This window comes from Massilia sp. CFBP 13721, assembly GCF_014842025.1.
In the GTDB taxonomy this organism is placed as follows: Bacteria; Pseudomonadota; Gammaproteobacteria; order Burkholderiales; family Burkholderiaceae_D; genus Telluria.
This window is the reverse complement of sequence record NZ_JACYUY010000003.1, coordinates 212,763-233,514: the sequence shown is the minus strand read 5'-3', so window position 1 is coordinate 233,514 and position 20,752 is coordinate 212,763. Positions and strand designations below refer to the sequence as shown.

The 20,752-nt window shown below is 64.5% G+C and carries 16 protein-coding genes; 7 read left to right on the top strand and 9 right to left on the bottom strand.

From position 1 onward, the window contains the following. Window positions 1-10: 10 nt before the first annotated feature. A complete protein-coding gene (gene bdcA / locus IFT60_RS04095; protein WP_192049768.1) occupies window positions 11-724 on the bottom strand; it encodes an SDR family oxidoreductase in 714 nt (237 codons plus the stop codon). Between the two features lie 77 nt (window positions 725-801). Here bdcA and IFT60_RS04090 point away from each other — a divergent pair, with 77 nt between their 5' ends. After that, a complete protein-coding gene (locus IFT60_RS04090; RefSeq protein WP_192049766.1) occupies window positions 802-1,389 on the top strand; it encodes a TetR/AcrR family transcriptional regulator in 588 nt (195 codons plus the stop codon). Window positions 1,390-1,399: 10 nt separating this feature from the next. Here IFT60_RS04090 and IFT60_RS04085 read toward each other — a convergent pair whose 3' ends face one another. The 8 genes from IFT60_RS04085 to uraH all read right to left on the bottom strand — a co-directional run bounded on the left by IFT60_RS04085 (window position 1,400) and on the right by uraH (window position 11,447). Continuing rightward, a complete protein-coding gene (locus IFT60_RS04085) occupies window positions 1,400-3,112 on the bottom strand; it encodes a M1 family metallopeptidase (protein WP_192049764.1) in 1,713 nt (570 codons plus the stop codon). A 317-nt stretch (window positions 3,113-3,429) separates the two neighbouring features. Then, window positions 3,430-4,665: a type II secretion system F family protein gene (locus IFT60_RS04080; RefSeq protein ID WP_192049762.1), complete on the bottom strand. Its 1,236-nt coding sequence runs from the start codon at window positions 4,663-4,665 to the stop codon at window positions 3,430-3,432. Between the two features lie 9 nt (window positions 4,666-4,674). Next, a complete protein-coding gene (gene pilB, locus IFT60_RS04075; RefSeq protein ID WP_229510675.1) occupies window positions 4,675-6,360 on the bottom strand; it encodes a type IV-A pilus assembly ATPase PilB in 1,686 nt (561 codons plus the stop codon). A 386-nt stretch (window positions 6,361-6,746) separates the two neighbouring features. Beyond that, window positions 6,747-8,315 (bottom strand): methyl-accepting chemotaxis protein, encoded by a 1,569-nt coding sequence (locus tag IFT60_RS04070; RefSeq protein WP_192049757.1) that lies wholly within the window; start codon window positions 8,313-8,315, stop codon window positions 6,747-6,749. A 118-nt stretch (window positions 8,316-8,433) separates the two neighbouring features. Beyond that, the gene (locus IFT60_RS04065) at window positions 8,434-8,841 is read right to left on the bottom strand and encodes a hypothetical protein (protein WP_192049755.1); all 408 of its coding nucleotides are present in this window, start codon (window positions 8,839-8,841) and stop codon (window positions 8,434-8,436) included. A gap of 9 nt (window positions 8,842-8,850) precedes the next feature. After that, window positions 8,851-10,104 (bottom strand): hypothetical protein, encoded by a 1,254-nt coding sequence (locus IFT60_RS04060; RefSeq protein WP_192049753.1) that lies wholly within the window; start codon window positions 10,102-10,104, stop codon window positions 8,851-8,853. A gap of 239 nt (window positions 10,105-10,343) precedes the next feature. Then, on the bottom strand, window positions 10,344-10,901 hold the full coding sequence (locus tag IFT60_RS04055; RefSeq protein WP_192049751.1) for a ClpP family protease: 558 nt from the start codon (window positions 10,899-10,901) through the stop codon (window positions 10,344-10,346). A gap of 192 nt (window positions 10,902-11,093) precedes the next feature. Next, entirely contained in the window at window positions 11,094-11,447 is a 354-nt protein-coding gene (gene uraH / locus IFT60_RS04050; RefSeq protein ID WP_192049749.1) for a hydroxyisourate hydrolase, read from the bottom strand. 107 nt (window positions 11,448-11,554) lie between these two features. Here uraH and puuE point away from each other — a divergent pair, with 107 nt between their 5' ends. The 6 genes from puuE to IFT60_RS04020 all read left to right on the top strand — a co-directional run bounded on the left by puuE (window position 11,555) and on the right by IFT60_RS04020 (window position 20,593). Further along, window positions 11,555-12,502 carry an allantoinase PuuE gene (puuE, locus tag IFT60_RS04045; RefSeq protein WP_192049747.1) on the top strand — a complete coding sequence of 316 codons (948 nt, stop codon included), beginning with the start codon at window positions 11,555-11,557 and terminating at the stop codon, window positions 12,500-12,502. Window positions 12,503-12,598: 96 nt separating this feature from the next. Further along, window positions 12,599-14,065 (top strand): xanthine dehydrogenase small subunit, encoded by a 1,467-nt coding sequence (xdhA, locus tag IFT60_RS04040; protein ID WP_192049745.1) that lies wholly within the window; start codon window positions 12,599-12,601, stop codon window positions 14,063-14,065. Window positions 14,066-14,077: 12 nt separating this feature from the next. After that, complete coding sequence (xdhB, locus tag IFT60_RS04035) at window positions 14,078-16,417, top strand: xanthine dehydrogenase molybdopterin binding subunit (protein ID WP_192049743.1); 2,340 nt, start codon at window positions 14,078-14,080, stop codon at window positions 16,415-16,417. After that, window positions 16,417-17,514 (top strand): xanthine dehydrogenase accessory protein XdhC, encoded by a 1,098-nt coding sequence (gene xdhC, locus IFT60_RS04030; protein ID WP_192049740.1) that lies wholly within the window; start codon window positions 16,417-16,419, stop codon window positions 17,512-17,514. The genes xdhB and xdhC overlap by 1 nt, the downstream gene beginning before the upstream one ends. Further along, the gene (guaD, locus tag IFT60_RS04025) at window positions 17,514-18,833 is read left to right on the top strand and encodes a guanine deaminase (RefSeq protein WP_192049738.1); all 1,320 of its coding nucleotides are present in this window, start codon (window positions 17,514-17,516) and stop codon (window positions 18,831-18,833) included. Before xdhC ends, guaD begins: the two co-directional genes overlap by 1 nt. A gap of 242 nt (window positions 18,834-19,075) precedes the next feature. Then, entirely contained in the window at window positions 19,076-20,593 is a 1,518-nt protein-coding gene (locus tag IFT60_RS04020) for an amidohydrolase family protein (RefSeq protein WP_192049736.1), read from the top strand. The last annotated feature ends 159 nt before the right edge of the window (window positions 20,594-20,752 follow it).

Below are 20,752 nucleotides of genomic sequence, written 5' to 3'. Positions count from 1 at the left end.
CGTCGGCAAATCAGGCGCCGAACGCACCGTCGATGGTGTGCATCGCGCCGGTGACGAAGCCCGCCTCGGGACCTGCGAGCCAGGCCACCATGCCCGCCACCTCTTCCGGCCGGCCATGCCGCTTGAGCGCCATGAAACCATGCATCAGGTCCCGCATCGGGCCGTCGGCCGGGTTGGCGTCGGTATCGATCGGGCCGGGCTGGACCACGTTGACCGTGATCTCGCGCGGCCCGAAATCGCGCGCCAGGCCGCGCGCCAGTCCCTGGAGCGCGGACTTGCTCAGTGCATAGGCCGCCATGCCCGGTACCGGCATGCGGTCGCCATTGACCGAACCGATCACGATGATGCGGCCACCCGGCGCCATCCGGCGCGCCGCTTCCACCGCGGCGTGATAGGGCGCATGCACGTTGATCCGCAACAGGCGGTCGACCGCATCCGGATCGAGTTCGAGTGCGTCGCCGAAGAGGGCGATCCCGGCGTTCACGACCAGCACGTCGAGCTTGCCGCTGCTACGCACCACCTCGATGACCGCATCGCGGTCCGCGCTGTCGGCGATCACCGCCGTGCTTCCGGTCTCGGCGGCCAGTGCCTGCGCCGCCGCCGGCGACCCCGAAAAGGTAAAAGTGACCCTGGCGCCGTCGGCGACGAAGCGCCGTACGATTGCCGCGCCGATGCCGCGGCTGCCGCCCAGGACCAGGACCGATTTATTGTCAAACGTGCCCATTGCGCGCCTCTATACGATTAGTTTAGGAGTTGCTACAATAATCCACCCAGTTTTCTTGTCAAGGAATTTTTGTAGTCATGACTAAAGAAATAGCTCGGCCCCGTGGCCGGCCACGCAAATTCGATCCCGACCATGCGACCGCGGTCGCCCAGGATTTGTTCCATGCGCGCGGTTACGACGATGTGAGCGTGGCGGACGTGACCGACGCCCTCGGCATCAACACGCCCAGCTTTTATTCCGCCTTCGGCAGCAAGCTTGGCCTGTACAACCGGGTCATCGAACGCTACGGCGCCAATGGCGCCATTCCGCTGGCCGATCTGCTGCGCGCCGACCGTCCGGTCGTCGAGGGCCTCCGTGCATTGCTCGAGGACGCCGCCCGCCGCTACTCGGCCGATCCGGCGGCAACCGGCTGCATCGTCCTCGAAGGATGCGGCAGCAGCGACGAAGAAGCGCGCACGGCGGCGCGCGCCGCCCATGCGGCGGCCGAACAGGTGATATTCGACTACATCGCCAGGCGCCACCCGGAACAGGCGGCGGACGTGTCGGCCTATGTCAGCACGGTGATGAACGGCCTGTCTGCCAAGGCCAGGATGGGGCAAAGCCAGGAGCGCCTGCTGGCCAGTGCCCGGCTGGCCAGCCTTGCGCTGGCCCAGGCCCTCGGCTGAGCGGCGCCCGTCAGGCGGCCTTGTTTTTCCGTTGCTCTTCCCGGTACTGCTGGAAACGCTCGATGCGCAGCTCGCGGCGCAGGATCTTCGAACGCGGGTCGAGCGTATAGTCCGCGCCCGCGGCGGCGCCCGCCGGCAGCTCGACGCTGCCGCGCCCGTCCGTCATCGGGACGGTGACGATGCGGCTGCCGATACGCACCTCGACTGGCATCGGGAACGGCGTGTTCTTTTCCGTTTTCCAGGCCAGTTGCAGGGTATTGCCGTTTTTCGTCGCCTGCAGTTCCGGCAGCGCCGCCTGGTACAGGTAGGCCTGGAAGAACCAGTCGAGGTCGCGGCCGCTGGCGCGCTTGGCGATGGCGATGAATTCCGCCGTGGTGCCGTAGCGCGGCGCGAAGCTACCCGGACGCGGCGTGTCGGTGCCGTAGACGATCTCGCGCACCGAGCGGAAGAAGGCCTCGTCGCCGATCAGGCCGCGCAGCGTATGCAGCAGCAGCGCGCCCTTGTTGTAGATGTCCTGGCCCGGTCCGCCGCGCTTCGGGTCGTACACTTCTTCGCCCAGCTTCGGCTTGCCCGAGACGATCGGCGCCTTGTTCTGGATGCTCGAGCGCAGCTGCATCAGCGACGCAAAATATTCCTGCTCGCCGTGCAGGTATTGCACGTACAGCGGCTGCATGTAGGTGCCAAAACCCTCGTGCAGCCACATGTCGTCCCAGTTTGTATTGGTGAGCTGGTTGCCGAACCATTCGTGGGCGAATTCGTGCTGCAGCAGGTCGTCGTAGCCATAGGGCGTCTTGGCGTACCCGTTGCCATAGGCGTTGACGGTCTGGTGTTCCATGCCCTTGTGCGGCGTCTCGACCACGCCCATCTTTTCGTCACCGAAGGGGTAGGGGCCGATCACGGTCTCGAAAAAGTCGAGCAGCTGCGGGAACTCGGCAAACAGTTCGTTCGCCCCCTTTTCGCTCTGCGGCAGATACCAGAGACGCAGCGGGATCGTGTTGCCGTAGCGGCTGCGATACGCGCCGGTCAGTTCCTTGTAGGGGCCGACATTCACCGAGATGCCGTAGGTGCTCGGATTCTTCGTGCGCCAGTGATAGGTGCGCCAGCCGTCGGCTTCGTCCATTCCCATGGCGACGCCATTGCCCGCGACGACCAGCGGCGCCGGCACGCTGATGTGCTCGTCGACCACCTTGGCCTTGCCGGTTGGATGATCGATGCACGGCCAGAACAGGTCGCAGCCTTCGCCCTGCACGGCGCTGGCCACCCAGGGCTGGCCGTCGGGCGTCTGCGACCAGACGAAGCCGCCATCCCAGGGCGCCTTTTTCGCCACGTGCGGCTTGCCGTGGTAGCGCACCCGCACGGACGCCTGCTTGCCCGGCTCGAGGGGGCTCGGCAAGTTGATGGTCAGCTTGCCTTCCGGATTGCGCCAGTCGCCCGCACCCAGGCGCTGGCCGTCGACCTCGATGGCGTCGATCGGCAGGTTGCGGTCCAGGTCCAGCTCGATCTGCCGCAGCGGCGCGCGCGTGCCGAAGGTCAGCAGCACGTCGCCGCGGATGCTGCGGCTGGCCGGTTCGATGCGCAGGGTGATGTCGGCTTTTTCGAAGTCGAGCGCTTGCTGTTCAAGGCTGCGCTCGGCGCCGGTACCGGTGGTGTACGCGGTCAGGGGCGACTGGGTGGCGCAGGCCGCCAGCAGGAGGGGGAGGCTGGCGGTGGCGATTCTTCTCATGGCGTGCGCAAAGGGGAGGTTGTTGATGTGATCTGGCGAAAGATATCACATGGGCAACCATTGCACCCAGCTTCACTCCCACGCCAGCACCCGTCCCAGGGCGCCAACGCGGCAATTGCCCTCGACGCCCTCCATCCGCCCGCCAGATCCAGGAAATGTCCATCCCGTGGATGCGCCTGGATGGCGACGACCTCCCACTCCAGCCATACTTCTTCGTCAGCAAAGACCGGCGGCAACAATTCCGTGCTGAACCTGATCCCGACGACTTGCGCCAGCGTCGACAGATGGGACGCGACTAAACACCTACAGCCGGCCCCTTACACCACCGAACCCAGCTTAAAGATCGGCAAATACATCGCCACCACCAGCCCGCCAATGAGCGTACCCAGGATCACCATGATCATCGGCTCCATCAGCGACGACAGCGCCGCCACCGCTTCATCGACCTCGTCCTCGAAGAAGTCCGCGACCTTGCCCAGCATGCCGTCGAGCGCGCCGGATTCTTCGCCGATGGCGACCATTTGCGTCACCAGGCTGGGGAACACGTTCACGTTCTGCATCGCCACCGTCAGGCTGGTGCCGGTGCTGACTTCGGTCTGGATGCGGCGGGTGGCGTCGAGGTAGACGGCGTTGCCCGACGCCCCGCCGACCGAGTCGAGCGCTTCGACCAGGGGCACGCCGGCGGCGAACATAGTCGCCAGGGTGCGGGTCCAGCGTGCGATGGTCGCCTTGCGGATGACGTCGCCGAAGATCGGCAGGCGCAGCAGCAGGCGGTCCATGGCTTGCTGCATTTTCAGCGAGCGGCGCCAGGACTGGAAGAAGAAATAGATCGAGCCGAAGAGCGAGCCGAAGATCAGGTACCACCACTCCACAAAAAATTCCGACATGCCCATCACGATCATCGTCGGGGCCGGCAAATCGGCGCCGAAGCTGGCGAACACGGATTTGAAGGCGGGGACCACCCAGATCATGATCACGGCGACCACGATAAAGGCGACCGCCAGGATGGCGATCGGGTAGGTGAGGGCGGACTTGATCTTGCTTTTCAATGCCAGCGTCTTTTCCTTGTAGACGGCAAGGCGGTGCAGCAGGTCTTCCAGGATACCGGCCTGTTCGCCGGCGCCGACCAGGTTGCAGAACAGCGGATCGAAATAGCGCGGGTACTTGCGGAAGGCGTTATTGAGGCTGGTGCCGGTCTCGATGTCACCGCGGATGTCGAGGATGAGCTTGGACATCGATGGGTTCGCATGGCCCTTGCCGACGATATCGAAGGCTTGCAGCAGCGGGACGCCGGCCTTCATCATCGTCGCCAGCTGGCGCGTAAACATGGTCAAATCTTTGTCCGTGATCTTCTTGCCGCTGCGGTAGACGCGCTTCTTGACCTTGGTGACCATGATGCCCTGGCGCCGCAGGGTGACATTCACGATCGCCTCGCCGCCCGCGCGCAGTTCGCCGCGCACGGTCTTGCCGGACTTGTCCTTGCCTTCCCAGGCGTAGACCGCTTCCTTGATTTGCGCGCCGCCGCGGCTGCGGGTGGTGAGGGAGGTTGCCATCATCTAATCCTATTCGTTGGTGCAGCCGAGCACTTCTTCGAGGCTGGTCAGCCCCTGTTTTACTTTCAGCAGGCCCGAGCGGCGCAGCGAGTTGACGCCATCCTTCTCGGCCTGGGCGGCAATCTGCATCGAGTTGCCGCTGGCCAGGATCAGCGCTTCGATGCTTGGGCTGATCGGCATGATCTGGTAGATGCCGACGCGTCCCTTGTAGCCGGACCCGAGGCACCGTTCGCAGCCGACCGGGCCATAGGGTTTCCAGTCATCTTGAAGGTCGCCTTCGCGGTAGCCGGCCGCGAGCAGGGCGTCGCGCGTCATCTCGAGCGGCTGCTTGCAGGTGCACAAGCGCCGCGCCAGGCGCTGGGCCGTGATCAGGATCACCGAAGAGGCGATATTAAAACCGGCCACGCCCATGTTCATCAGGCGCGTCAGCGTCGAGGGCGCGTCGTTGGTGTGCAGCGTACTGAACACCATGTGCCCGGTCTGCGCGGCCTTGATCGCAATGTCCGCCGTCTCCAGGTCGCGGATCTCGCCGACCATGATGATGTCCGGATCCTGGCGCAGGAACGATTTTAATGCGACCGGAAAGGTGAGGCCGGCGCGGTCGTTGACGTTGACCTGGTTCACGCCCGGCAAGTTGATCTCGGCCGGGTCTTCCGCGGTCGAGATGTTAATGCCGGGCTTGTTCAGCACGTTCAGGCAGCTGTACAGCGAGACCGTCTTGCCGGAGCCGGTCGGGCCCGTCACCAGCACCATGCCGTAGGGGCGGCTGATGGCATTCAGGAGCAGGTCGCGCTGGTCGGGGTCGTAGCCGAGCGAGTCGATGCCCATCTGCGCCTGGGTCGCATCCAGGATACGCATGACGGTCTTTTCGCCGAACAGCGTCGGCAGGGTGCTGACGCGGAAGTCGATGGTGCGCGTGGCCGACAGGATCAGGCGCATGCGGCCGTCCTGCGGCACGCGCTTTTCCGAGATGTCGAGCTTGGCGAGCACCTTGATGCGCGAGACCAGCTTGTCGCGGATCGACAGCGGCGGCATCGCATGGTCGCGCAGCACGCCGTCGACGCGCATGCGGATCCGGTAGTATTTTTCGTAGGGCTCGAAGTGGATGTCCGACGCCCCCAGGTTCACGGCGTCCATCAGGATCTTGTTCAGGAAGCGCACGATCGGCGCGTCCTCGACCTCGTTGGTCGCTTCCATCGGCGCCGCTGCCTGTTCTTCTTCGGCGAACTCGATGTCGGCATCGTCGCCGACCATGTCGGCCAGGCTTTGCTCGGAACTCTTGGTCAGGCTTGCCAGTAGCGCCAGCAGGGTGTCGTGGGCGACGATCACCGGCTCGACCGCCGCTTCGCTCTGGAACTTGATCTGGTCCAGCGCTTGCGTGTTGGTCGGATCGGAAATCGCCACCGACAACCGGTTGCCGCGCTTGGCCAGGGCGACTACGCGCTGCGCCGCCATCAGCTTGGCATCGATGGCGCCGGCCGGCAGCGCCTCCACGCTGAAGGTGGCGAGGTCGAGCAGCGGGTAGCCGAAGGTCTCGGCGCAGAAAGCGGCCAGCGTGGCGGCGTCGATGGTGCGCTCGGCGAGGATGGCGTCGATGAAGGCGGTGCGCTCGAGCGTCGCCTTCTTTTGCAAGCCGTCGGCCTGCTGCGCGCTCAGGCGGCCAGCTTGTACCAGCGCGCGCGCAAGTCCGGACATCGGAGTGCCTGGGGTCGCGTGCGGGAGGACTGCTGCCATATGAGCCGTAAGAATAGGGGGAAGGACAAGAGAGCCGCGCGAGGCTGTTTCGAGGCGGCAGACTCCTCGGATGATGCCTACAGGCATCAATTTTGTAAAGCGTTTCGACGGTGAGAGATGCGTGCGCGCCACGTAGACGAAATGCCATGACGCCCCGCGCACGGGAGTTTGTTGGCGTTTAGATTACGGGTGTTGGCGGTACGTCAACCATGTAGGGTGGGCGCCCCGTGCCCACGCGTAAACGTTGCAAGGTGTTGGCTTTGTTTTATAAAAGACCCCGCCAATACGATGCCGGCTTCACGCGTGGGCACGTAATTGAGGCCACTGGCCTCAATTACCCCACCCTACTACCGCAGCGCCAGCCGCGCCGTCCGCCCACCCGGCGCCGGCGCATCCGCCTGCGCGGCCAGCTTGAACACCGACAGCGCCCCATTCAATTGCCCGGTCTGCTCGGTCAGCGATTCGGCCGCCGCCGACGCTTCCTCAACCAGGGCCGAGTTCTGTTGCGTCATCTCGTCCATGCTGTCGATCGCGCGGCCGATGTCTTCGATGCCTTCGCTCTGGCGCTGCCCGGCGAGCGTGATCTCCGCCATGATGTCGTGCACCTTCCTGACCGAGTCGACGATCTGGCCCATCGTCACACCGGCCTGGTCGACCAGCGCGCTGCCGGCGTTGACCTTGGCGACCGAGTCGCCGATCAGTTCCTTGATTTCTTTCGCCGCCGCGGCGCTGCGCTGGGCCAGGTTGCGTACTTCTCCCGCCACGACCGCGAAGCCGCGGCCCTGTTCACCGGCGCGCGCCGCCTCCACGGCCGCGTTCAGTGCCAGGATGTTGGTCTGGAAGGCGATGCCGTCGATGACCGCGATGATCTCGACGATCTTCCTGGCCGAGCTGTTAATGTCGCCCATCGTGCTGACCACGCCACCCACGACTTGCCCGCCACGACTGGCGATGTCGCTGGCCGACACCACCAGCGCATTCGCTTCATTGGCGTTGGCCGCGTTCTGGCGCACGGCGCCGGTCAGTTCGTCCATGGCACGTGCGGTGCGCTCCAGGTTCGAGGCCTGCGATTCGGTGCGGCCGGCCAGGTCGGCGTTGCCGCTGGCGATTTCGGCGCTGGCGACCGCAATCGTCTCGGCCGAGGTCTTGATCTCGGCGACCATCGTCGCCAGGCGCGTGCGCATGTCCTTGAGCGACGCCAGCAGGCTGGTCTTGTCGTGCGCGCCGGTGTGGATCTCCATGGCCAGGTCGCCCGCGGCCACGGCGCCGGCGATCTGGCGCGCATATTCCGGTTCGCCGCCGAGCTGCTGCCAGATGGCGCGCACCACGATCCACGACACCAGCGCCAGCGACGCGACCACCACCAGCGCGGTCAGGATCATGGTCCACAGCACGCGGCGCACGTTCGCTTCGCTGCTGGCGATGCCGGCCTTGAACTGCGCCTTCGCGCTGGCCTGGGTCTGCTCCAGGTCCCTGGTGAGCGTGGCGAGCGTGGTCTGCATTGCCGGCACCACGGCTTGCGGGTCGCCCTGTTCGAGTTCGAGCATGATGCGCGCGGCGGACAGCGCCGGCGCATAGTAGTCGTTGAATTCCTTGAGCAGGCGCGCGCCGTTCGCGGCCTGGCCGTCGATGCGGCCGAACTGTTGCAAGTGGGTGCGGACCGCCTCGGCCTGCTTGCCGACCGCGCCGATGCGTTCTTTGTCGCCTTCGCTGACCGCGTCCATCAGGCCGTCGGTGATGTCCTTCACCTCGAGCGTGAGCGCCTTCGCGGCGTCGAGCACCGGATAGTCGATCCGTTCGGTGGAGTTGATCGATTCCAGGGCCTGGTTGGCGATGGTCGCGGAAATGCCGACGCCGAGGCCGAAGATCAGGGTCGAAATGACCGGTAATGCCCAGATCCTGCGTTTGATGCTCATGTTCTCGTCTCTTTCAACGTGCGGCTGACAATGGATGGCGCAAGCTCCCTGCGCTTTCAGGCGGAAAGCCCTGCCGGCTGATGAGCGGGCAGGGCTGGCTTCTTGATAAAGCGCGCTGTTACGGCGCGCTGAAGACCACCTTGACGCTGGCGTCGACGGCGCTCTTTTCGATGTAGCCGATCGCCTTCGGGTTGGCGGCAACGGCAGCCTTGACGGCGGCGCTGTTGGCGGCTTCCTTCGGCAGCGTGGCCTTGCCGGTGAAGACCAGCTTCGACCACAGGGCCTTAGCCTGCGAGGCTTCCTTGTCGGTCACCTTTTTGTAGAATTCGGCGCGGACCGGCGCGTCTTCCGGCTGGTCGATCGGGGTCATGCTGCTCGATTTACCGAGGAAGAACTGGGCGATCTGCTCTTTCGACAGCGTCGATTCGGCCGCCTTCGGGTTGACCACGACGACGACTTCGGCGAATGCCGGCAGCGAAGCGCCCAGGACTGCTGCGGCGATGGCCGCTTTCAACAGGGTGTGCATGGCGGCTCCTTAAAAGACGAAGTCGATGGCGACGGCGCCGACGGTCACGTCGCGGTTGAAGCCGGGTGCGGCGTTCAGCAGCAGGCCGCTGCCGCTGGCCGGCTTGATGCGGTCGACCTGCGCCTTGAATGCCAGCGACGGGTAGAAGTCCCAGCGCACGCCGATCGAGGTCGTGCTCTGTTCGCCCTGGCCGATGCCGCTGTAGGGCAGGCGGTTGGCGCCGGCGCGCAAGGCGGCCAGGGTCGGGCCGCAGGCGGCCGGATAGCCGGCCGGGCAGGCGGCCGGCACGGCGTTGGCCGGGAAGCCGTCGATCGTCACTTTGCCCTGGATGAAGTAGGGCAGGACCTTGCCGATGCGGTAGCCGCCCATCACGTACCAGGAGGTAGTGTCGTTGACGTAGCTGTCCGTTTTGCGCTTGGCGAATTCGGTCTGGACGACGACGTCGTTCCAGTCCATGCCCAGACCCAGCGAGGTGAACGAGGCTTTCTTGTCGGCCGGGTCGATCTGGTCGGCCATCGCGTTCAGTTGCGGCAAGCGGTAGCCGCTGCCGGCGGCGCGCAGGCCGCCCAGCAGCGTGGCCAGCGTGGCCGAACCGGTGATCGAGATGTCGGCATCGACGCGGCCGAAGCGGGCGGTGAACGGCCCATGTTCGGCGACGATATTCAGGGCCGCCATGTGCTTGCCCTTGCCGGTGACGCCGCCGGCGATCTTCGCTTCGGTGGCGCCATAGGCCAGTTGGCCGGTGACGCTGGTGTCGCCGAAGCTGTGCTGGTACGTCGCGTCGATGCCGTCGAGACTGTTGAACGGCACTTGCGAATACATCTCGCCCGGCGGACGCAGGAAGTTGTTGGCATAGCCGACGTTGCGGTAGTCCGAAATCATGAATGCCGGCAGGCCGATGCGGCCCACGCGCACGCTGAACTGGTCGTTGATGCGGGCCTTGGCGAAGGCCCAGGCCAGTTCGGCGCCGAAGTCGTCTTCGGCATCGCGGCGCACCAGGCCTTGCGCGGTGAACGAGAGCCAGCTGTTGACGCCGATGTCGGCTTGCAGGCCGAGGTTCGAATCGACGCCAGTGCGCGGGCTTTTACGGGCGCCGGCGGCCTGGTTGGGACGGCCGAATTCGGCCTGGTCGGTATTGGTCCAGGTAAGGGCGCCGGTACCGAAGCCGCTGATCTTGACCGTTGGGCCTTGCGCGTCCTGCGCGAAAGCCGATGACAGTGCCAGCGGCAGGGCCAGCACGGCCACAAAAAACTGCTTATTCATAAGACGGCCTGTAACGGATGCAGAGTTTATAAAAGGTACTTCTTGATGAGAGCGTCAGCGCCCGAAAGCGTGATTTGACTGAAATCATTGTATCCACACGGAAAAAGTGATGACAAGCAAAAGCCCACCGCAAGTCAGCAAAACCCGGCGTTACAATGTGTGATGTTGTTTTGTAGAAACAGGAGAAGCGCAGAGTAGTGTATTTACGCTAATTTATTGATTTTTAGCAACTATATAAATCAATTCCACCAGTGCGAAGTGGCGCCCATCTCCGGCAGGCGCGCCTGCACCGCTTCATGGATCAGCCCGGCGCGCACGGCTTGCTCGGCCGTATAGATGCGCGCATTGCCGAACAGGTGAGGGCGGATGTCGTGCGCTTCGGCCGCGCCGCGCGTGGCTTCGTCGTAGATGGCGGCATAGCGTTCGGCGTCGAAGTCGAGGCATTCGCGCCACTCCGACACGCGCGAATGGTCGGCCGCCACCAGGTTGCCGAAGCCCCAGTGCAGCGGGTGCACCAGGAAGCGCGCGCCCGGACAGGCAAAGCGTTTCGCGCCGGCCAGGAAGATGACGACGCCGACCGATTCCACGCTGCCGATATTGAAGGTGGTCAGCGGGATCGGCAGCGATTTCAGGAAGTAATACAGGGCGAAGCCGGAGGTCATGTTGCCGCCTTCGGTCGACATGTGCAGCTCGATCTCGGTGGCCCCGTTCTGCAACGCCTGCAGGCACATGTTGCGCACGCTGCAGGCCGACTGGTGGTTGATCGGTCCGATGAAATGAACAATGTGCAAAGCCATTGGTCCCTCCTGTCGTGAACGCTCAGGATAACAATGTTTTGTCGGAAAAGGGACCTAATAAAACTTCGCCACGGTGCCTCGAATTCCAAGAATGTAGGGTGGATTTGCCATTGAAGCCACTGGCTTCAATGGCTCCACGGCCTTCTTTTGCACGCCTATACGCCAGCAAACACCCAGCGATATGCAAACCGCTTAACTCCCCCGATACGTCGAATACGACCACGGCGTCACTACCAGCGGCACATGATAATTCTGCCCCGGATCGGCCACCCCAAACGCAATCGTCACCCGATCGACAAAACGCGGCTCGGGCAAATCCACCCCTTGCGCCGCAAAATAATCGCCGGCAGCAAACACCAGTTCGTAGCGTCCCGCCTGCAAGGCCTCGCCGGCCAGCAGGGGCGCATCGCAGCGCCCATCGGCATTGGTCGTTGCCTGCACCAGCAGGCGGCGACTGTCGCCGTCAACGGCATACAGCGCGATCGCGACGCCCGCGGCCGGCCGGCCGTGCGCGGTATCGAGCACATGGGTGCTGAGTTTGCCCATCGTTTCCCCTATATGTAGGTGCTGAACCTGTGTATCTGGTCGATCATATACCGGTGCTGATCCATCAATATATGATCGACGATATACCTTTCATTCCCGGCTCCCCCATGCATCCAGATTATCCGCGCGACATGACCGGCTACGGCCGCACGCCACCGCATCCGCAATGGCCGGGCCGGGCGCGCATCGCCCTGCAGTTCGTGCTCAACTATGAGGAGGGCGGCGAGAACTCGACCTTGCACGGGGATCCGAATTCGGAGACTTTTTTATCCGAAATCATAGGGGCGCAAGCTTTTCCGATGCGCCACATGAGCATGGAATCGCTCTACGAATACGGTTCGCGCGCCGGCCTGTGGCGCCTGCTGCGCATGTTCGAAGAGAGAAAGTTGCCGCTGACGGTGTTCGGTGTGGCAATGGCGCTGCAGCGCAATCCGGAAGCGGTGGCCGCTTTCCGCGAACTCGGCCACGAAATCGCCTGCCACGGCCTGCGCTGGATTTCGTACCAGAACGTCGACGAAGCCACCGAGCGCGCCCATATGGCGGAGGCGGTGGCCATCCTGCGCGAGCTGACCGGCGCGGCGCCGCTCGGCTGGTACACCGGGCGCGATTCGCCGAATACGCGGCGCCTGGTGGTCGAGCATGGCGGCTTCGCCTACGACGCCGATTACTATGGCGACGACCTGCCGTTCTGGCAGCAGGTGACGCACATGGGGCCGGACGGCGCCGCGCGCACCACACCGCATCTGGTCGTGCCCTATACCCTCGACACCAACGACATGCGCTTTGCCGCGATGCAGGGTTTTAATTCCGGCACCCAGTTTTTCGATTACCTGAAAGATGCCTTCGACGTGCTATATGCGGAAGGCGACCCGCAAGGCCTGAACGCGCCTAAAATGCTGTCGATCGGCCTGCATTGCCGCATCGCCGGGCGGCCGGCGCGCGCCGCCGCGCTGGCACGTTTCCTCGATTATGTGTTGCAGTACGAACAGGTATGGGTCACGCGCCGCATCGACATCGCCGAGCACTGGAAAAACACCCATCCGTTCGCCGGTTGATATGTCGATTTGACGATAATCAAAATCATTAATTCGATATAGTTGCCCGAGGCCCGGACAGGGTATCCTGCACGCTGCTACCAATCCGAGGCAAGCATGGCCGAACCGATCCGCTTTTATTTCCGCAACGCCGTCCACGAAGTGACCGGCGTGGCGCCGACGCAAACCATCCTGCAACACCTGCGGGAGGATTTGCGCTGCACCGGTACCAAGGAAGGCTGCGCCGAAGGCGACTGCGGCGCCTGCACCGTGGTGGTCGGTTCGCTGGAAAATGGACAACTGGAACTGAAGGCGGTCAATTCCTGCATCCAGTTCACGCCCACGCTCGACGGCAAGGCGCTGTTCACGGTCGAAGACCTGCAGCTGCCCGACGGCCGTTTGCACCCGGTGCAGCAGGCGCTGGTCGAATGCCATGGCTCGCAATGCGGTTTCTGCACGCCGGGGTTCGCGATGTCGCTGTGGGGCATGTATTTGAAACAGGAAGGACAACAGCCTTCGCGCTGCCAGGTCGACGATGCGCTGTCCGGCAACCTGTGCCGTTGCACCGGCTACCGCCCGATCATCGAGGCGGCCGGGCGCATGCTGGAATTGCCGCGCGCCGAATTCGACCGCGCCGCGGTGGCGGATGCGTTGCGGTCGCTGCAGCGTGGCGAATTGCATACGTATGCTTTCGAAGGCCGCAGTTTCCACGCACCGCGCACGCTGGATGAACTCGTCGCGCTGCGCAGCGCCAACCCGCAAGCGCTGATCCTGGCCGGCTCGACCGACGTCGGCCTGTGGGTCACGAAGCAGATGCGCGAACTGAACGACATCATCTACATCGGCAACGTCGCCGAATTGAAATCGGTGGCGGAGCGGGACGGCGTGCTCGAGATCGGCGCCGGCGTCACGCTGCAGGACGCCTACGCGGCCGTCTGCCGCCACTATCCGGCCGAACTGGCGGAGATGTGGCAGCGCTTCGCTTCGCTGCCGATCCGCAACGCCGGCACCCTGGGCGGCAACGTCGCCAACGGCTCGCCGATCGGCGATTCGATGCCCTGGCTGATCGCGCTCGGCGCGCGCCTGGTGTTGCGCGGTGGCGCCGGCGAACGCGAACTGGCGCTGGAAGATTTTTATCTTGGCTACCAGCAGAAGGATTTGCAGGCCGACGAAATCGTCGCCGCATTGCGCGTGCCGCTGCCGCGCACGGAGGTGCGCTTCCGGACCTATAAACTGGCCAAGCGCTTCGACCAGGACATCTCGGCCGTCTGCGCAGCGTTCGCATTGACGCTCGACGGCGCTACCGTCACGGAGGCGCGCATCGCCTTTGGCGGCATGGCCGCAACACCGAAGCGCGCCGCCAGTGCCGAAGCGCTGTTGAACGGCCGTGTGTGGAACGAAGCAGCGCTGCAAGAGGCAATGGCCGCGCTGGCCCAGGATTACGCACCGCTGTCCGACATGCGCGCATCGAGCGCTTATCGCATGAAGACCGCGCAAAACCTGCTGCGCCGCTTCTGGCTCGAAACCCGCCTCGATAATCCGCTGCCGCCAAGCGCAGTCAACGCATTCGCTGCCACGGCGTAAGGAGAGATCATCATGAACGACGCAGGCGCACCAGCAATGAAAGCGGCGGCGTGGGCAGCGGTCGGCCGCGCCCGCCCGCACGAATCGGCAACTTTGCACGTGCTCGGCCAGGCCACCTATACCGACGACATCGCCGAAGTCGCGGGCACGCTGCATGCCGCCTTTGGCTTGTCGAGCAAGCCGCACGCCAATATCGTCGCGCTGGACCTCGCGCCCGTGCGCGCCGCGCGCGGCGTGGTGTCGGTGCTCACCGTCAAAGACATCCCCGGCACCAACGATTGCGGCCCGATCATCCACGACGACCCGATCCTCGCCGACGGCAAGGTGGAATACGTCGGCCAGCCGGTCTTCATCGTGATCGCCGACACCCACGACAACGCCCGCCGCGCCGCGTGCCTGGCGAAAGTGACATACGAAGAACTGCCGGCCATCCTCACTCCACAGGAAGCGCACGCCGTCCAGTCGTATGTGGTGCCGCCGATGCGCCTGGCGCGCGGCGACGCCGCAACCGCATTCGCGAATGCGCCGCACAAGGTCGCCGGCAAGCTGTACGTCGGCGGCCAGGAGCAGTTTTACCTCGAAGGCCAGATCGCCTACGCGATCCCCGGCGAAGACAACGGCATGCTGGTCCAGTGCTCGACCCAGCATCCGAGCGAGATGCAGCACGTCGTCGCGCATGCGCTCGGCCTGCATTCGCACCACGTCGTGGTCGAGTGCCGCCGCATGGGGGGCGGCTTCGGCGGCAAGGAATCGCAATCGGCCTTGTGGGCCGCCGGCGCCGCGATCGCGGCGCACAAGCTGAAGCGTCCCGTAAAACTGCGCGCCGACCGCGACGACGACATGCTCGTTACCGGCAAGCGCCACTGCTTTTATTACGAATACGAAGTCGGCCATGATGACGACGGCCGCATCCTGGCCGCGAAAGTCGACATGGTGTCGCGCGCCGGCTTCTCGGCCGACCTGTCCGGCCCGGTCGCCACGCGCGCCGTCTGCCACTACGACAACGCATACTATTTGTCCGACGTCGACATCCGCGCGGCCTGCGGCAAGACCAATACCCAATCGAACACCGCCTTCCGCGGCTTCGGCGGCCCGCAGGGCGCGATCGCGATGGAATACGTGCTGGATGAAATCGCGCGTAATTTAAAGGTCGACCCGCTCGACATCCGCAAGCTGAACTTCTACGGCAAGACCGAGCGCAACGTCACGCCCTATGGCCAGGCCGTGGTCGACAACGTCATCCACGAACTGGTGGCCGAGTTAGAGACCTCGAGCGAATACCGCGCGCGCCGGGAAGCCATCGACGCGTTCAACGCCAGCAGTTCCGTGCTCAAAAAAGGCCTGGCGCTCACGCCGGTCAAATTCGGCATCGCCTTCAACGTCACCCACCTGAACCAGGCCGGCGCGCTGGTGCACGTGTACGTCGACGGTTCGATCATGGTGAACCATGGCGGCACCGAGATGGGGCAGGGCATCAACACCAAGGTGATGCAGGTCGTCGCGCACGAACTCGGCGTCGACATGGACCACGTGCGCGCCACCGCCACCAATACCAGCAAGGTCGCGAATACCTCGGCCACGGCCGCATCGACCGGGGCCGACCTGAACGGCAAGGCGGCGCAGGATGCAGCGCGCCAGATCAAGGAACGCCTGGCGGCGTTTGCGGCGAAAGAATACGGCGGCGAGGCGGCGGACGTGCGTTTCGCGGCCGATACCGTGTTCGTCAACGCAATGGAAGTGCCGTTCCCGCATCTGGTACAGAAGGCTTACCTGGCGCGCGTGCAGCTGTGGTCGGACGGCTTCTATGCGACGCCCGGCCTGTCGTGGGATGCCAAAACCATGAACGGCCGCCCGTTCTCCTACTTTGCCTACGGCGCGGCGACCGCCGAAGTGGTGGTCGATACGCTCACCGGCGAATGGAAGCTGCTGCGCGCCGATGCGTTGTACGACGCCGGCAATTCGCTCAATCCTGCCATCGACATCGGCCAGGTCGAAGGCGCATTCATCCAGGGCATGGGCTGGCTGACCACCGAAGAACTGTGGTGGAACCCGGGCGGTAAACTCATGACGCACGCGCCGTCGACCTACAAGATTCCGGGCGTGTCCGACTGTCCGCAGGATTTTCGGGTGCGCTTGTTCGAGAACCGGAATGTCGAAGACAGCATCCACCGCTCGAAAGCCGTGGGCGAGCCGCCGCTGCTGCTGCCGTTCTCGGTGTTCTTTGCGATTCGCGATGCGATCTCCTCGGTTGGCGGCCACCAGGTCAATCCGCCCCTGAATGCGCCGGCGACGAGCGAGGCGATCCTCGACGCCATCGCCGCGGTTGAAACCGCAGTCCAGCAGCGCGCGTGATGGACGATTGGCTCACCGCCGCGCTCAGGGCGCCGGCCGTGCTAGTCACGGTCGCCATCGTCGAAGGCTCCGTGCCGCGCGAGCCGGGGGCGAAGATGCTGGTCACGGCGAACGGTTTTGCCGGAACGATCGGGGGCGGGCACCTAGAGCACCGGGCGATCGAGCTGGCGCGCGTGATGCTGCAGGAGGGCGGGGCGCCGCGGCTGGAGCGCTTTGCGCTGGGTCCCAGTCTGGGCCAGTGCTGTGGGGGGATTGCGCACCTGGCGTTCGAGGTGGCGGATCGGGATCAGATGGCCTTGCTCGATGCGCGCCGTCATCTTGATACCTGGCGCATCGTAGGGTGGACGGCTTCGCCGTCCACGCGTTCAACCGGCGGTGGTGCGGTCAAGGAATCGGATGTTCGTACGTTCGTTGAACGCGTGGACGGGAAACCCGTCCACCCTACATCCGACACCTGGGCCTTGTTTGACGGCGATGGCGTTCACATCGCTGGCGATCCTGTTCCCCCCTTCGACCGCGCCTTGGGCACCCACGTCTTCACCGACCCCACCGGCCGCCGCTGGCTCGCCGACGCCGTCTTCGCCCCGCGCGCCCACCTGATGCTGTTCGGCGCGGGCCACGTCGGCGCAGCCATCGTGCGCACGCTGGCCGAGCTGCCGTGCCGCGTCACCTGGGTCGACGAACGCGACGACCTGTTCCCGGCCGAAGTACCCGCCAACGTCACGGTCGAAGCGACCGACATCCCCGAGGCGCTGGCCGAACAGGCCGCGCCCGGCACCACCTTCCTGGTGATGACACACAGTCATGCACTTGACCTGCGCCTGTCAAACGCGATACTGTCGCGTCCCATAATGACGCAACTGAGAGACTGGTTCGGCCTGATCGGCTCCGATACCAAGCGCCGCCAGTTCGAACACCGCCTGCGCGAGCGCGGCATCGCCGACGCGCGCATCGACGCCATGGTCTGCCCGATCGGCCTGCCCGGCATTGCCGGCAAGGCGCCGGCCGTGATTGCCGCCTCGGTCGCGGCGCAACTGCTCACCGTCTGGGAGGCCGCGGCCACCAGCCAACTTCAAGCTTCTTCGGAATCCACCTGATGTCCACCGCACCCAACACCGTGCAAGCCTACCGTGCGAGCTTGCTGCATTTTCACGCCGACCCGGCTTTTACCGAGGACGCGTATGCCTGGCACGAAGACGGCCTGCTGGTCGTCGAAGACGGCCGTGTCAAGGCCGCCGGCGACTATGCACAGCTAGCCGCGACGCTGCCGGCCGGCCTGGCGCCGCACGACTACCGCGGCCAGATCATCACGCCCGGCTTCATCGACACCCACCTGCATTATCCGCAGACGGACATGATCGCCTCCCCGGCGCCGGGCCTGCTGCCCTGGCTGGAAACCTATACCTTTCCGACCGAGCGCCAGTTCGCCGACCCGGTGCACGCCCGCGCCACCGCCGAATTCTTCCTCGACGAGCTGACCCGCTGCGGCACCACCACGGCCGTGGTCTACTGCACCGTGCACCGCGAGTCGGTCGACGCCTTTTTCGAGGCCAGCGAAGCGCGCAACCTGCGCATGGTGGCCGGCAAGGTGCTGATGGACCGGAATTGCCCGGACTTCCTGCGCGACCTGGACGGCAGCATCGGCGAGAGCGAAGCGCTGATCAACAAGTGGCACAAGCACGCGCGCTCGCTGTACGCGATCACGCCGCGCTTCGCGCCTACCTCCAGCCCGGCGCAGTTGGGTGCCATCGCCGAACTGGCGCAAGCCTATCCGGACACCTTCATCCAGACCCACGTTTCTGAAAACCAGGACGAGGTGAACTGGGTACGCGAACTGTATCCGCAGGCGCGCAGCTATCTTGATGTGTACGACGGCTACGGCCTGATGCGCCCGCGCGCACTGTTCGGCCACTGCATCTGGCTCGACGATGAAGACTTCGCGCGCATGGCGGCGACCGGTTCGGCGGCCTCGGTGTGCCCGACCTCGAACCTGTTCCTCGGCAGCGGCCTGTTCGACTTCGAAAAGGCCGACGGCGCCGGCGCCCTGGTCACGCTCGGCACCGACGTCGGCGCCGGCACCTCGTTCTCGATGCTGCAGACGATGAACGAAGCCTATAAAGTGGCGCGCCTGAAGGGCAGCTACCTGCCGGCGCTGCGCATGTTTTATCTCGCCACCCTGGGCGCGGCGCGCGCGATGGACCTGGAAGGCACGATCGGCAGTTTCGCGGTCGGGGCGGAAGCCGATTTCATCGTGCTCGACCCGAAATCGACGCCGCTGCTGGCGCGGCGCAGTGCGCACTGCAATTCGCTGGAAGAGCAGCTGTTCGCGCTGGCGCTGCTGGGGGATGACCGCGCAATCCGCGCGACGTATGCGGCGGGTGTGAAGGTGCACGAGCGCAGTGGGGCGGGTGCCTGAGACGTTATCGGTGTTTTGGGTGTTTGCGCGGGCATGCCCGCCCTACGTTACGCAACGGTCAACAATGTTCGATGTAGACCGGGGTGCTCCGTAGGGCGGGCATGCCCGCGTGAGACTCTGCGCCCCAATATCGTCACGGCCTCCCGCCAGCACAAGAACACCGCATTGCCAATCCGGAACGAAGCCGTTACAGTTGCGCAGCCGCGCCGGCGGCCACGTCAACCCAACACGAAAGTCCTTTCATGCAGAACCTATTGCGCCGCAGCCTGCTCGTTGCCCTGGCTGTCGCCGCCGCGCCAGCCGCTATGGCGAAAGAGCCGGCGACCGCATCGCGCCAGGCCAACGAAGCGGCCACCAGCCGTCATTACGCCGCGCTGATCGCCGGCGCCGAGCCGAAGCTGGCCGAGCTGACCATGTTCTTCACGCAGATGCCCAAGGGCGGCGACCTGCATCACCATTACTCCGGTTCGATCTATGTCGAGCAATACCTCGACTTCCTCGACCGCCAGGGCCTGTGCGTCAACAAGCAGACCTACCGCGTCGAGACCGACAAGGCCAAGGTTGCCGCCGAGCGCGCCAAGGCGCCCAAGGAACGCAACTGCCTGAACAGCACCGAAGTCTATGCCGACGACCACACCTGGCGCGAGCTGGTGCAGCGCTGGTCGAACAAGGACTTCGATAACCACGGCGTGATCAACCCGCCGCCGGACCGCCTGTTCTTCCAGACCTTCGGCTACTTCGGCCCGGTCTCGAACGCGAATTTCGCGGAAGGCCTGCAGGAACTGAAAAAGCGCGCAATCGCCGAAAACGTCAGCTATATCGAGACCATGTTCAAGATGGCGCCGGCCGTCGCCAACGCCGAGTTCGACGACAAGGCCTGGCAGCTGGTGAACGACGACGCGGGCCTGAATGCAGAACTGCAGAAAGCCATGGAAGGCTTCGATCGTGATCCGGCCTTTGCCAAATCGGTCGCCGACTTCGTCGCCAAGATCGACCAGGCCGCCGCCGGCATCGACGATGAACGCTTCACCATGCGCTACCAGACCTACGTGCTGCGTTTGCTGAACCCGTCGCAGGTGTTTTCCTCGATGGTCGCCGCCTTTAAATCCGCCTCGATCGGCGGCAAGGTGGTCGGCGTGAACATCGTCGGCCAGGAAAGCACCAACGTGTCGATGCGTGACTATGCGCTGCACATGAAGATGTTCGGCTTCCTCAAAAAAGCCTACCCGCAGGTCAAGGTGGCCATGCACGCTGGCGAACTTGGCCTCGGCGAAGTGCCGCCGGAAGGACTGAAATTCCACATCGACCAGGCCTTGACGGTGGCCGGCGCCGACCGCATCGGCCACGGCATCGACCTGGCGCACGAAGCGAATGCGCCGGCCATCCTGCGCACCATGCGCGAGAAGGATATCCCGGTCGAAATCAACCTGACCTCGAACGGTTTCATTAGCGGCATCAAGGGCGAAAACCATCCGGTCACCATGTACCGCAAGTACGGCGTGCCGTACGTGATCTCGACCGACGACGCCGGGGTCACGCGCCACACGCTGTCGCAGGAATACGTGCTGTTCGCCAGCCGCTACAAGCCGGACTATGCGGAACTGAAGAAGACTTCGTACAACAGCGTGCGCTACGCCTTCCTGCCGACCGCCGACAAGACGCGCCTGACGCGCCAGCTCGACGCCCGCTTCGCCGCCTTCGAAGCGACGATCGCGAACCTGGCAAAAACCGTTGTGCCGGTACGACGCACGACGAAATAATGAGGTTAATTAACAACGGCAGCACGGCTGCCGTTGTTAAGGCTTTTTCACGATTGCACCTTGCGCTGCACCATCGTGGACACGACAAAAGTTAGCGCAAAGCTAACATCTGTGGCGAGGTCGCCACAGATTCCCGCAGCCGCCATCGGGAATGTCGAA

Bases quoted from the DNA above. Each gene is read 5' to 3' on its own strand.
- xdhA (WP_192049745.1), top strand. From the start codon at position 12,599: ATGGCCGAACCGATCCGCTTTTATTTCCGCAACGCCGTCCACGAAGTG.
- puuE (WP_192049747.1), top strand. From the start codon at position 11,555: ATGCATCCAGATTATCCGCGCGACATGACCGGCTACGGCCGCACGCCA.
- bdcA (WP_192049768.1), bottom strand. From the start codon at position 724: ATGGGCACGTTTGACAATAAATCGGTCCTGGTCCTGGGCGGCAGCCGC.
- pilB (WP_229510675.1), bottom strand. From the start codon at position 6,360: ATGTCCGGACTTGCGCGCGCGCTGGTACAAGCTGGCCGCCTGAGCGCG.
- IFT60_RS04055 (WP_192049751.1), bottom strand. From the start codon at position 10,901: ATGGCTTTGCACATTGTTCATTTCATCGGACCGATCAACCACCAGTCG.
- IFT60_RS04070 (WP_192049757.1), bottom strand. From the start codon at position 8,315: ATGAGCATCAAACGCAGGATCTGGGCATTACCGGTCATTTCGACCCTG.
- IFT60_RS04060 (WP_192049753.1), bottom strand. From the start codon at position 10,104: ATGAATAAGCAGTTTTTTGTGGCCGTGCTGGCCCTGCCGCTGGCACTG.
- IFT60_RS04020 (WP_192049736.1), top strand. From the start codon at position 19,076: ATGCAGAACCTATTGCGCCGCAGCCTGCTCGTTGCCCTGGCTGTCGCC.
- IFT60_RS04090 (WP_192049766.1), top strand. From the start codon at position 802: ATGACTAAAGAAATAGCTCGGCCCCGTGGCCGGCCACGCAAATTCGAT.
- IFT60_RS04080 (WP_192049762.1), bottom strand. From the start codon at position 4,665: ATGGCAACCTCCCTCACCACCCGCAGCCGCGGCGGCGCGCAAATCAAG.
- uraH (WP_192049749.1), bottom strand. From the start codon at position 11,447: ATGGGCAAACTCAGCACCCATGTGCTCGATACCGCGCACGGCCGGCCG.
- IFT60_RS04065 (WP_192049755.1), bottom strand. From the start codon at position 8,841: ATGCACACCCTGTTGAAAGCGGCCATCGCCGCAGCAGTCCTGGGCGCT.
- xdhB (WP_192049743.1), top strand. From the start codon at position 14,078: ATGAACGACGCAGGCGCACCAGCAATGAAAGCGGCGGCGTGGGCAGCG.
- guaD (WP_192049738.1), top strand. From the start codon at position 17,514: ATGTCCACCGCACCCAACACCGTGCAAGCCTACCGTGCGAGCTTGCTG.
- IFT60_RS04085 (WP_192049764.1), bottom strand. From the start codon at position 3,112: ATGAGAAGAATCGCCACCGCCAGCCTCCCCCTCCTGCTGGCGGCCTGC.
- xdhC (WP_192049740.1), top strand. From the start codon at position 16,417: ATGGACGATTGGCTCACCGCCGCGCTCAGGGCGCCGGCCGTGCTAGTC.